General features: G+C 73.0%; 11 protein-coding genes. 3 read left to right on the top strand and 8 right to left on the bottom strand.

The features are described from left to right. Positions 1 to 89 precede the first annotated feature (89 nt). Positions 90 to 1,082 (bottom strand): tryptophan--tRNA ligase, encoded by a 993-nt coding sequence (trpS, locus tag PSQ21_RS22110; RefSeq protein WP_274035884.1) that lies wholly within the window; start codon positions 1,080 to 1,082, stop codon positions 90 to 92. 294 nt (positions 1,083 to 1,376) lie between these two features. Here trpS and rocD point away from each other — a divergent pair, with 294 nt between their 5' ends. Continuing rightward, complete coding sequence (gene rocD, locus PSQ21_RS22105; RefSeq protein ID WP_274032339.1) at positions 1,377 to 2,582, top strand: ornithine--oxo-acid transaminase; 1,206 nt, start codon at positions 1,377 to 1,379, stop codon at positions 2,580 to 2,582. A gap of 214 nt (positions 2,583 to 2,796) precedes the next feature. On the opposite strand, the gene PSQ21_RS22100 is transcribed toward rocD, so the two are convergent. From PSQ21_RS22100 to pdxR, 3 genes are all read right to left on the bottom strand, one after another. Further along, positions 2,797 to 3,984 carry a glutathionylspermidine synthase family protein gene (locus PSQ21_RS22100; protein ID WP_274032338.1) on the bottom strand — a complete coding sequence of 396 codons (1,188 nt, stop codon included), beginning with the start codon at positions 3,982 to 3,984 and terminating at the stop codon, positions 2,797 to 2,799. A gap of 5 nt (positions 3,985 to 3,989) precedes the next feature. Next, positions 3,990 to 4,295: a hypothetical protein gene (locus PSQ21_RS22095; RefSeq protein ID WP_274032336.1), complete on the bottom strand. Its 306-nt coding sequence runs from the start codon at positions 4,293 to 4,295 to the stop codon at positions 3,990 to 3,992. A gap of 104 nt (positions 4,296 to 4,399) precedes the next feature. Beyond that, positions 4,400 to 5,803: a MocR-like pyridoxine biosynthesis transcription factor PdxR gene (gene pdxR, locus PSQ21_RS22090; RefSeq protein WP_274032334.1), complete on the bottom strand. Its 1,404-nt coding sequence runs from the start codon at positions 5,801 to 5,803 to the stop codon at positions 4,400 to 4,402. Positions 5,804 to 5,851: 48 nt separating this feature from the next. Between pdxR and PSQ21_RS22085 the strand changes: the two genes are divergently transcribed. Further along, positions 5,852 to 6,367: a carboxymuconolactone decarboxylase family protein gene (locus tag PSQ21_RS22085; protein WP_274032332.1), complete on the top strand. Its 516-nt coding sequence runs from the start codon at positions 5,852 to 5,854 to the stop codon at positions 6,365 to 6,367. Positions 6,368 to 6,445: 78 nt separating this feature from the next. On the opposite strand, the gene PSQ21_RS22080 is transcribed toward PSQ21_RS22085, so the two are convergent. The 4 genes from PSQ21_RS22080 to PSQ21_RS22065 form a co-directional block, all read right to left on the bottom strand. Then, positions 6,446 to 7,435 carry a malate dehydrogenase gene (locus tag PSQ21_RS22080; protein WP_274032330.1) on the bottom strand — a complete coding sequence of 330 codons (990 nt, stop codon included), beginning with the start codon at positions 7,433 to 7,435 and terminating at the stop codon, positions 6,446 to 6,448. 281 nt (positions 7,436 to 7,716) lie between these two features. After that, positions 7,717 to 8,844, bottom strand: a complete 1,128-nt coding sequence (locus PSQ21_RS22075; RefSeq protein ID WP_274032328.1) for an XRE family transcriptional regulator — start codon at positions 8,842 to 8,844, stop codon at positions 7,717 to 7,719. 501 nt (positions 8,845 to 9,345) lie between these two features. Next, positions 9,346 to 10,017 (bottom strand): DUF3017 domain-containing protein, encoded by a 672-nt coding sequence (locus PSQ21_RS22070; RefSeq protein WP_274032326.1) that lies wholly within the window; start codon positions 10,015 to 10,017, stop codon positions 9,346 to 9,348. Positions 10,018 to 10,040: 23 nt separating this feature from the next. Next, the gene (locus PSQ21_RS22065; RefSeq protein ID WP_274032324.1) at positions 10,041 to 10,925 is read right to left on the bottom strand and encodes a bifunctional methylenetetrahydrofolate dehydrogenase/methenyltetrahydrofolate cyclohydrolase; all 885 of its coding nucleotides are present in this window, start codon (positions 10,923 to 10,925) and stop codon (positions 10,041 to 10,043) included. A 220-nt stretch (positions 10,926 to 11,145) separates the two neighbouring features. On the opposite strand from PSQ21_RS22065, the gene PSQ21_RS22060 reads away from it, so the two are divergent. After that, complete coding sequence (locus PSQ21_RS22060; RefSeq protein WP_274032322.1) at positions 11,146 to 11,784, top strand: RDD family protein; 639 nt, start codon at positions 11,146 to 11,148, stop codon at positions 11,782 to 11,784. Positions 11,785 to 11,913: the final 129 nt, after the last annotated feature.

Here is an 11,913-nt window from a genome sequence, read left to right as displayed (position 1 = left end):
TCATGCCGCGTGGGCCGGGTTTCCGGCCCACGCGTTCCGCCGCCGCAAGTGTGACCCCTGGGGCCATGATCTCGCCAGGGTCCTTGGACTCAGTGCTTCGCGGGCAGGAAGCCCATCCGGTCGTACGTCTGTGCCAGAGTCTCCGCGGCGACGGCCCTGGCCTTCTCCGCTCCCTTGGCAAGGATGGCATCCAGCGTCTCCGGGTCGTCCAGATACTGCTGGGTGCGGGCCCGGAAAGGAGTGACGAATTCCACCATGGCCTCGGCCAGATCGGTCTTCAGCGCACCGTAGCCCTTGCCCTCGTACGCCCGTTCCAGGTCCTCGACGGGGCTGCCGGAGAGGGTGGAGAGAATCGAGAGCAGGTTGCTGACGCCGGGCTTCTTCTCGACGTCGAAGCGGATCACCGTGTCGGTGTCGGTGACAGCGCTCTTCACCTTCTTCGCCGTGGCCTTCGGGTCGTCGAGCAGGTTGATGAGGCCCTTCGGCGTGGAGGCCGACTTGCTCATCTTGACCGCCGGGTCCTGGAGGTCGAAGATCTTCGCCGTCTCCTTGAGGATGTACGGCGCGGGGACAGTGAACGTCTGTCCGTACCGGCCGTTGAACCGCTCGGCGAGGTCGCGGGTCAGCTCGATGTGCTGGCGCTGGTCCTCGCCCACCGGGACCTGGTTCGCCTGGTAGAGCAGGATGTCCGCGACCTGGAGCACGGGGTAGGTGAAGAGGCCGACGGTGGCCCGGTCCGTGCCCTGCTTGGCGGACTTGTCCTTGAACTGCGTCATCCGGGAGGCCTCGCCGAAGCCCGTGAGGCAGTTCATCACCCAGCCGAGCTGGGCGTGCTCGGGCACATGGCTCTGGACGAAGAGCGTGCACCGCTCCGGGTCCACCCCGGCCGCCAGCAGCTGCGCCACGGCGAGCCGGGTGTTGGCCCGCAGCTCGGCGGGGTCCTGCGGGATCGTGATCGCGTGCAGATCCACGACCATGTAGAAGGCGTCGTGGGTCTCCTGCAGGGCCACCCACTGGCGTACCGCGCCCAGGTAGTTGCCGAGGTGGAACGAGCCCGCGGTGGGCTGGATCCCGGAGAGCACGCGCGGACGGGCGGCCGCACCGGTGCGGCCCGTCTGCGGCTGGTCGGTGGGGAGGTCAGAGGCCATGGCCCCATTGTCTCAGGTACGGGGGCGATCTCCGGCAGCCGGTGCGGGGCGGGGAGGGCCCCGGGCCCGGAGCACGGGAGCACGCGCCTGAGACGAACCGCGCATTCCGGCCGCCCGGCGTGCGACGGCGGGCGCGCCGGGTGAGAGAGGTTTCCCGGCGCGGGTTCCGACCGACGATACAAAGTGGGCACGACCCCCCGCCCACGCCGCACGACGAACGGAGATCCCGTGTCGACCACGGAAACTGCCATCGCCTCCGCCGAGGCGCACAGCGCGCACAACTACCACCCGTTGCCGGTCGTCGTGGCCTCGGCGGAGGGCGCCTGGATGACGGATGTCGAGGGCCGCCGGTACCTCGATCTGCTCGCCGGGTACTCGGCGCTCAATTTCGGCCACGGCAACCGTCGGCTCATCGACGCGGCCAAGGCCCAGCTGGACCGGGTGACCCTGACGTCCCGGGCCTTCCACCACGACCGGTTCGCCGACTTCTGTACGGAGCTGGCGGCGCTGTGCGGCATGGAGACGGTGCTGCCGATGAACACCGGGGCGGAGGCCGTGGAGACCGCGGTGAAGACCGCCCGCAAGTGGGGCTACCGGGTCAAGGGCGTGCCGGACGGCATGGCGAAGATCATCGTGGCCTCGGACAACTTCCACGGCCGCACGACCACGATCGTCAGCTTCTCCACCGACCCGGAGGCCCGGGCCGACTTCGGCCCGTACACCCCCGGCTTCGAGATCGTCCCGTACGGGGACCTCACCGCGATGCGGGAGGCGATGACCGAGAACACCGTGGCGGTGCTGATCGAGCCGGTCCAGGGCGAGGCCGGGGTGCTGGTGCCGCCGGCCGGCTATCTCCCCGGCGTACGGGAGCTGACCCGCGAGCGGAACGTCCTGTTCATCGCGGACGAGATCCAGTCGGGCCTGGGGCGTACGGGGAAGACGTTCGCGCTGGACCACGAGGGCGTGGTGCCGGACATGTACGTGCTCGGCAAGGCGCTGGGCGGCGGGGTGGTGCCGGTCTCCGCGGTGGTCTCCTCCGCTGCGGTGCTCGGCGTGTTCCGGCCCGGCGAGCACGGCTCCACGTTCGGCGGGAACCCGCTGGCCTGCGCGGTGGCGCTGGAGGTGATCGCGATGCTGCGGACCGGCGAGTACCAGCAGCGGGCGGCCGAGCTGGGCGACCATCTGCACCGGGAGCTGGGCCTGTTGGCGGGCGGCGGCGCGGTGGAGTCGGTGCGCGGCCGGGGTCTGTGGGCGGGCGTCGACATCGCTCCGGCGCTGGGCACCGGCCGGGAGATCTCCGAGAAGCTGATGGAGCTGGGGGTGCTGGTGAAGGACACCCACGGCTCCACGATCCGGATCGCTCCGCCGCTGGTGATCAGCAAGGAGGACCTGGACTGGGGTCTGGACCGGCTGCGGTCGGTGCTGAGCGCCTGAGACCCGGGCTGAGGGGGGCGGGGCCCGGGGCCGGGAGGCGGGGGCCGAGGGCCCGGGGCCGGGAGGCGGGGGCCGAGGGCCGAGGGCCCGGGAGGCGGGGGCCGAGGGCCGAGGGCCCGGGAGGCCGGACACAGGGGACCCGCCCCCCCCTGCCCGGCCCTGTCCTCGGGCCCGGCCCTGTCCCTGGGCCTGGGCCTGGGCCTGGGCCTGGGCCTCAGAGGATGACGTGGGGCAGGAAGCGGGCGTACTCGTCCGTGACCGGCCCCGCCGACTCCCGGATGCCGAGCCCCGCCGCCTCGTCCTCGACGACCCACGCGCCGAGCACCACCCGGTTGCCGTCGAAGTCGGGCAGCGGGGCCACCTCCTGGTAGCAGCACGGCTCGTCGCGCGACACGGGCGGGGAGCCGGGGCCGTGCAGCTCGACGCCGGCGCCCTCGCGGCCGAGCAGCGGCTTGGACACGTATCCGGCCCCGCCCGGCCCGGCCAGCTCGCGCGGCCCGTCGAGATACGCGGGCAGCAGGTTCGGGTGGCCGGGGTACAGCTCCCAGAGGATCGCGAGCAGCGCCTTGTTGGAGAGGAGCATCTTCCAGGCGGGCTCGATCCAGCAGGTGGTGCCGGAGCCGCCGCCGTTGTCGAGGGTGTCCAGCACCTGCGGGCCGAAGCGGTCCGTGGCCAGCCACTCCCAGGGGTAGAGCTTGAAGCAGCTGCGGATGAACCGCAGCCGGTCGTCGACGAACCGGCCCGACAGCCGGTCCCAGCCGATCTCCTCGACGGACAGCGCCTCGGTGTCGAGCCCGGCCTGCTGGGCGGTCTCGCGCAGATACGCGACCGTCATCAGGTCCTCGCCCGCCTCGTCGCCGTCGGAGTGGACGAAGTGCAGCGGCCCGGGCGGCAGCAGGGGCGCCTGCCGCTTCCAGGCGTCGACCAGCCGCTCGTGCAGGGAGTTCCACTGGTCGGCCCCGGGGAACCGGTCCTCCATCCAGAACCACTGCGCGCTCGCGGCCTCCACCAGCGAGGTCGGGGTGTCGGCGTTGTACTCCAGCATCTTCGCCGGGCCGCTGCCGTCGTAGCGCAGGTCGAACCGCCCGTACACGGACGGCAGTTCGGCGCGCCGGCGCCAGGACTCGGCGACCAGCGCGGCGAGTCGGGGGTCGGTGATGCCGAGGTCGGCGAAGCGGTCCCGCTCGACGATGTGCGCGGCGGCGGCCAGGCACATCCTGTGCAGTTCCTCGACGGTCTCCTCCAGCGCCTCGACCTCGGGCAGCGAGAAGACGTAGTAGGCGCTCTCGTCCCAGTACGGACGCAGCGAGTCGTCCGGGTAGCGGGTGAGCGGGTAGACGACGCCCTGCGACTCGACGGTCTCCTGCCAGCCGGGGCGCGGCTCGGTCGTGCGGCGCTCCATCGCGCTCAGCCCCCGCCGGTCTTGGAGCAGCCGAAGCCGCCGCGGTCGACCGCCGACTTGTCGAAGCTGCCGCCCTGGACCTTGCCGTCGTAGCTGCTGGTGCTGCCGCCGTAGTAGTACGAGCCCCGGCCCCCGCCGGAACCGCCCGTGCCGCCGCTGCCGCCCCGGCACTCGTAACTGGGCAGGGTCTCGCGGGTCGTCCGGTCGGCGCAGCGCTTGTCCGGCTCCGAGCCGCAGGACGTGATCGTCAGGGCGAGCAGCCCCATGCCGCCGAGCACGACCGTGCTCGACCTCAGCCTTCGTATGGCCATGTTCGGTTCTCCCCCGTGGTGTGCGATCGCATCCGGCGACCCTTTTCCGCCACCGGACCTCTTGTCAGATTAGTGGGAGTGATGGCCCGTTCGGAACCTTGCCCTCACGGCAGCACCCGGCACAGGGCGTCGAGCGTGCCCGCCCAGGCGCTCTCCGACGGGGAGCCGTAGCCGATCACCAGGGCGTCGCGGGCGGCCGGGGCGTCCGGGTGGCGGTAGCGCGCGAGGCCCTCCAGCGCCAGCCCCTGGAACGCCGCCGCCTGGATCACCGAACGCTCGGCACCCGCCGGGAGCCCGAGGACCGCGTGCAGCCCCGCCGCGATGCCGCTGACCTCGGTGCCCGGCGCGCGGTCGGCGAGCGCCGCGACGAGCTCGTCGCGGCGGCGTCGGTAGCGCAGCCGCATGGAGCGCACATGCCGGTCGTACGCCCCCGAGGCGATGAACTCCGCGAGCGTCAGCTGGTCGGGGGAGCCGCACATCCAGTCGGACACGCCCTTGACCGCCACCACTTCCCCGACCAGGCTCCGGGGCAGCACCATCCAGCCGAGGCGCAGCCCCGGGGCCAGCGACTTGCTGACGGTGCCGAGATGGACGACCCGCTCCGGGTCGAGGCCCTGGAGCGCGCCCACCGGCTGCCGGTCGTACCGGAGCTCCCCGTCGTAGTCGTCCTCCAGGATCAGCCCGCCGGTGGACCGGGCCCAGTCGACGACGGTGGCCCGCCGGTCCGGGTGCAGCGGTACGCCGGTGGGGAACTGGTGCGCCGGAGTCAGCAGGACCGCGCCCGCGCCGCGCATCGCGGACAGCTCGCCGGTCCGGGACCCGTGCTCGTCCAGGGGCAGGCACGGGGTGCGCAGCCCGGCCTCGGTGAGAAGGTCTCTGTGGAGGTCGAGGCCGTACGACTCGACGGCGACGTCCCGGACCCGGCGCCGGCGCAGCGCCCGGCCCAGCAGCGTCAGCCCGTGGGCGAAGCCGGAGCAGATCACGATGCGCTCCGGGTCGGCGTGGACGCCGCGCGCCCGCGCCAGGTACTCGGCCAGCACGGTCCGCAGCTCGACGCGGCCGTACGGGTCGACGTAGCCGAACGCCTCGTCGGGCGCGGCGGTGAGCGCTTTGCGGGCCGCCCTGAGCCAGGCCGAGCGCGGGAAGGCGGACAGGTCCGGGGAGCCGGGCTTCAGGTTGTACCCGGCCCCCGGCCGCGCCGGCCGGGCGGGGGCGGCCACCGCCGGGCCCGTCCGGCGCGGCGCCGACCGCTGGGCGACCCGGGTCCCCGAGCCCTGCCGGGCGGTGAGCCAGCCCTCGGCGACCAGTTCGGCGTAGGCGTCGGCGACGGTGTTGCGGGCGACGCCCAGGTCGGCGGCGAGCACCCGGGAGGACGGCAGCCGGGTGCCGGGCGTCAGCCGGCCGGTGCGCACCGCCTCCCGCAGCGCGGCCATCAGCCCGGCGCGCAGCCCCCGGCCGACCGGTTCCAGATGCAGGTCCGCACCGAAAGTGGCCCAGGAATTCGTCATGCCAATGGACCATACCGAGGTGCCACCGGGGGCCGTAGCGTCGTCCTCATGACCACGTCGCACGCCCACCACCACGCCCCGGCCGCCCTCGCCCCGGAGCACCCGCCCCGGATCTCCGTCTCCCGGCTCCTCCCCGACGTCTACAAGGCGCTGGTCCGGCTGGACACCGCCGCCCGCGAAGGCCTGGACCCCGTCCTGGTCGAGCTGGTGAAGATCCGGGCCTCGCAGCTCAACCACTGCGCGTTCTGCCTGGACATGCACAGCAAGGACGCGCTGGCGGCGGGCGAGTCCGTCGAGCGGATCGTCCAGCTCAGCGCGTGGAGGGAGTCGCGGCACTTCTACACCGCGAAGGAGCTGGCGGCGCTCGCCCTGACCGAGGCGGTCACCGTCCTGACCGACGGTTTCGTCCCGGACGAGGTGTACGCGGAGGCCGAGAAGCACTTCGAGGAGACCGAACTGGCCCGGCTGATCGCCTCGATCAGCGTGATCAACTCCTGGAACCGCTTCGGTGTCACGGGCCGTCTGGGGCCCGGCCACTACACGCCGGGCGACCACAAGGGCTGACCGAGGGCCCTGCGGAGAGCATGCGCGAGCGCCCCCGGCAGCAGCTGCCGGGGGCGCTCGACGAGGCTCGGGTGCGGGTCAGATGAGACCCAGCTCGCGGACCGCGTCGCGCTCCTCGGTGAGCTCCTTGACCGACGCGTCGATGCGCGTACGGGAGAACTCGTTGATGTCCAGGCCCTGGACGATCTCGTAGACACCGTTCTTCGTGGTGACCGGGAACGAGGAGATGATGCCCTCGGGGACACCGTAGGAGCCGTCCGACGGGATGCCCATCGAGGTCCAGTCGCCGGCGGCGGTGCCGTTGACCCAGGTGTGCACGTGGTCGATGGCGGCGTTGGCGGCCGAGGCGGCCGAGGACGCGCCACGGGCCTCGATGATCGCGGCGCCGCGCTTGGCGACGGTCGGGATGAAGGTGTCGGCCAGCCACACCTCGTCGTTGACGACCTCGGCCGCGTTCTTGCCGGCGATCTCCGCGTGGAAGATGTCCGGGTACTGGGTGGCCGAGTGGTTGCCCCAGATCGTCAGCTTCTTGATGTCGGAGACGGCGGCGCCGGTCTTGGCGGCCAGCTGCGAGATCGCGCGGTTGTGGTCCAGGCGGGTCATCGCGGTGAAGCGCTCGGCCGGTACGTCCGGGGCGGCGGCCTGCGCGATGAGCGCGTTGGTGTTGGCCGGGTTGCCGACGACGAGGACCTTGATGTCGTCCGCGGCGTGGTCGTTGATGGCCTTGCCCTGCGGCTTGAAGATGCCGCCGTTGGCGGCGAGCAGGTCACCGCGCTCCATGCCCTTGGTGCGCGGGCGGGCGCCGACGAGCAGCGCGACGTTCGCACCGGCGAAGCCGACGTTCGGGTCGTCGGTGATCTCGATGCCCCGCAGCAGCGGGAAGGCGCAGTCGTCGAGCTCCATCGCGGTGCCCTCGGCGGCCTTGAGGCCCTGCGGGATCTCCAGGAGGCGCAGGTTGACCGGCACGTCCGGGCCGAGCAGGTGGCCGGAGGCGATGCGGAAGAGCAGCGCGTAGCCGATCTGGCCGGCCGCGCCGGTGACGGTGACATTCACGGGAGTGCGGGTCATGGCGGTCTCCGTTTAGACAGCTGGCGGTGGGGGTCCCGGCCCCTGGTGCCGGACCCTGGTGCTGGACACCCTCCGCGCCCCGACGAATCTTGACGTGAAGAGATATCCAGCGGTCAGGCTATCGGACCCGGCCGGGCCGGGCCGCCCGCCCCCCTGTGGCACCGCACACAACCGGTCACGCAGCGCATGCGGGGGCGGCGGGGCGCGGCGGGGGCGAGGGGGCCCCGCCGGGGGGCGGCGGGGGCGGCGGGACGCCCCGGGCGGGGCGTCCGGCGCCGTCGTCACTCGCCCGGGCCGGTGCACCCCTTCGTACCGGAGGTGAGCGTCGCGCAGGCCTTCGCGTCGGACGCCTTCTTCACCGCGACCATCGGGGTGTACGCGGCGGTGTCCCCCATGACCTCCCCGTCCTGCCCGTCGGCGCTCCCGGTGATCCGCACGGTGTCGCCGACGGCCGCCTCGGTGAGCCGGGCCCAGGCGGCGGCGCAGACCTCGCTGTAGCGGACCTCGACCTTGCTGCCGCCGACCACGGCGCCGGCGACCGTACGGGCGAACTCGCCGCCGCAGCCCATCGCCTCGGGGTCCTGCCCGACGCAGTCCGCGCCGCTGCATCCGACGCCCGCGGGCAGCTCCGGAGCGATCGCGGTGGGGGTCGCCGACGGGGGCGGGGTGGCCTCGGCACCGTCGTCGCCGGGTGCGAGCAGCACCGCGCCGGCCATGACGATCAGGGCGCCGACGGCCCCGACGGCGAGCATGGCGCCCTGGCTGCGGAACCCCGGGGTCCTGCTCCCGGCGCTGCGGGCCGCCGGCCGACCGCCGTGCGGCGTCCCGGGGGCCTCCGGTGCGCTGCCGCGCTGGTGGGGCACGGACGGCGGGCGCGCCGTGTCACGGTCGCCGGGCCCATGGGCGTCGGTCGCGTGACCGTCCGGCCCGTACGCCTCGGCCCCGAAACCGCCCGGCCCGTGAGCGCCGGCCGCGTGGCCGCCCGGCCTGTACGCCTCGGCCCCATGACCGCCCGGCCCGTGGCCGCCCGGCCCGTACGCTTCGGCCCCGTGGCCGTCAGGCCCGTGAGTGCCGGTCGCCTGACTGTCCGGCCCGAACCACTCGGACCCATAACCGCCCGGGCCGTGAGCGCCGGTCGCCTGACCGCCCGGCCCGGGGCCGCCCTGCCCGTGGCCGGCCGTGAGGTGGTGCTGCGGAGTGCCCGTCACCTCGGCGAGGGCCACGACGGCTCCGCGCGGGGCGAGCAGCCTCCCGTTGAGGTACCCCTCCCAGGACGTCACGCTGTAGCCCGTGCGGTCGGCCACCGCGTCGAGGTCCAGCCCGCTGCGGTCGACGAGCCCGCGCAGCCGGCCGGCGGACTCCCTGATCTGCGGGTCGAGCTCTTCGGGCAGTGCCTGCCAACGAGGCATCGTGTGTTCCCCCCTCATCTCCCCCGGACGTACTTGCTGTGCCCCGCCGCGGACGGCCCCCGGTCCGCGCGTTCCCCGGCCCGTCCGCTGTCCGTCCGGCGAGGACGTCAGCCGGACCACCCGGGAGGATGCACGGAGCCAGGGTGTCGGTTCCTGACGAGGAGGCGCACGGGAGCGTCCGGGACGAGGTGCGTGTCCTCGCGCGCCCCGAACACCGCGCCGGTCACCGCTCCGTCTGCTCCGTGCCGCTCGGTGCGCCGTGCCAGTCTGCCATCGTTGCGCGGCGATCACACCGTGCCGGAATGGTCACTTCCGTGCCACAGGCCACAGTGATCGCTTGTTCCGGTCATCCATGTCCATGACGCTGGAGTCCGGACGGGGCAAGGCCGCTCATCTCCCCGCATACCGGGGCTGTCGCCCGGTTGTCCCGCTCCGTCGTGGTGTCCGTCCCTCCTCGGGGGTAGGGACGGGCACCACGGAGCTGATCGGGACGGGACGGCCCTAGCGGATCGTGAAGTGGACCGCGTCCTCCAGGATCGGGACGTCGAGCCACGGTGCGGGCTGTGCGACCAGCGCGAGCAGCACGATCAGCGTGCCCATCAGCCCGTACGTGACCAGGTCGGTGAAGCGGGAACGTACCGCCAGCATCCCGACCGACGGCACCACCCAGCGCAGCACGGCACCGGCGATCAGCGCGCCGCCGATCAGGATCGTGCCGATGCGGAACGCCTGGTCGAACGGGTCGAGCACCACGATCAGCAGGCCGAGGCCCGCCGCGCAGAGCACGGTGAGCAGCGGCCACTGCCGGGCCGGAGCGGGCGCGTCGCCGGACGCCGCCCTGCCGCCGCCCTCCGGCCGGGCGGTGTCCCGGGTGAACCGTGGGAACCGCCGCGACCGACGGGGCCGCCCGCCGGCCGCGCCCTCGGCCTCCTCCGTGTCCATAGCCGTAGCCGTGTCCGCATCCGTGTCCGTGGATACGGACGTGGCGGTTTCCGTGTCCATGTCCGGGGCCGGGTCCGAGGCCACGCCCGAGGCCTGGTCCGGTCCAGCGGCCCCGGTGGATTCGGTGGATTCGGTGGACCCGGCGGCCCCGTCCCGCTCGTCCGGTTCGCGCGGCTCGTCCGCCGCCCGGCCGGCGGGGGCGGGGTCGGCCGGACTCGTACCAGCACCCATGAGGTTCCCTCCGGATCCGGCCGTCAGCTCGTCGCGGCGGCGGCGTCGGCGGCCTCGGCAGCGGCCAGCTCGGCGGCCTCGACCACGTTGACCAGCAGCTGCGCACGGGTCATCGGGCCGACGCCCCCGGGGTTCGGGGCGACCCAGGCGGCCACCTCGCGGACCCCCGGGTGCACGTCGCCGACGATCTTGCCGTCCGCGTCCCGGCTGACGCCGACGTCGAGCACCGCCGCGCCCGGCTTCACGTCCTCCGGCTTGATCAGGTGCTGCACACCGGCGGCGGCGACGATGATGTCGGCCTGCCGCAGGTGGGAGGAGAGATCCCGGGTGCCGGTGTGGCACTGGGTCACCGTGGCGTTCTCCGACTTGCGGGTCAGCAGGAGCGGGATCGACCGGCCGATGGTGACACCGCGTCCGACGACCACGACATGCGCCCCGTTGATCTCCACACCGTGCGCGCGCAGCAGCTGGACGACGCCCTGCGGGGTGCAGGGCAACGGGCCGGCCTCGTTGAGGACGAGACGGCCGAGGCTCATCGGGTGCAGCCCGTCGGCGTCCTTCGCCGGGTCCATCAGCTCCAGGACCCGGTTGGTGTCGATGCCCTTGGGCAGCGGCAGCTGGACGATGTAACCGGTGCACTCGGGGTTGGCATTGAGCTCCCGGACGACGTCCTCGATCTCCTCCTGCGTGGCGGTGTCGGGAAGTTCGCGCTGGATGGAGCCGATGCCGACCTGGGCGCAGTCACGGTGCTTGCCGTTGACGTACCACCGGCTGCCCGGGTCGTCCCCGACGAGCAGGGTTCCGAGGCCGGGAGTGATCCCCTGGGCCTTGAGAGCCGCCACACGGACGGTCAGATCGGTTTTGATCGCGGCAGCGGTGGCCTTGCCATCGAGAATCTGGGCAGTCATGGCCCCATCCTCGCGGATGACCCCGCCCGCATACCAATTGCCGGTGCCGCCCCCGTACCGGACATTGCACTTGCACAACGTCGGAAGCCCCGGACTGGACAAACACGGGTCTCGCTCATAACGATGAGGGCCGCGGTTGTACGGGGGGCGGGCCGCTGATCGATGTCCTTCCTCCGTGTGGCCATCTCGTCCCCACACGTCTGTTGAAGGAACACCCCTTATGAGCTTCGGCGACCCGAACAACCCGTACGGGCAGCAGCCCGGTCAGCCGCCCCAGGGCCCGCCGCAGGGTCAGCCCGGTTACGGCTACCCGCAGCAGGCTCCGCAGGGTGTCCCGCCGCAGGGCTACGGCTACCCGCAGCAGCAGCCGGGGTACCCCCAGCAGCCCGGCTACCCGCAGCAGCCCGGTCAGCCCTACGGCGGCGGCTACCCGCAGCAGCCGGGCCAGGGCGGCATGCCGGAGCTGGCCCATTGGGGTCTGCGCTTCGGCGGGCTGATCGTCGACGGGCTCGTCATGATGGTCCCGTACATCCTGGTCATCATCGGTGGTGGGGTCGGCGACTCGTTCGGCGCGATCCTCGGTGTCATCGGCTTCATCGGTCTCCTCGCCGTGGCCATCTGGCAGCTGTACCAGGAGGGCACCACCGGCCAGACGATCGGCAAGAAGGCCGTGGGCATCCGCCTGCTGCGCGAGGCCGACGGCCGTCCGCTGGGCTTCGGCATGGCCTTCGTGCGCCGCCTGGCCCACTTCCTGGACAGCATCGCCTGCTACATCGGCTGGCTGTGGCCGCTGTGGGACGCGAAGAAGCAGACGTTCGCGGACAAGGTCTGCTCGTCGGTGGTCGTCAAGGCCAACTGATCCGCCGCGCCACCTCGCGCGTACGAAGGCCGCACCCGGTGGACGGGTGCGGCCTTCGCGTTCGCGCGTACGGGCCCGGGGCCGCTGCCAGCCACCCCGGACGCCCGGTCGGCCACCCCTGACGCCCGG

It is taken from the genome of Streptomyces sp. MMBL 11-1, from assembly GCF_028622875.1.
In the GTDB taxonomy this organism is placed as follows: Bacteria; Actinomycetota; Actinomycetes; order Streptomycetales; family Streptomycetaceae; genus Streptomyces.
This window is presented reverse-complemented; position numbering and strand designations above follow the sequence as displayed.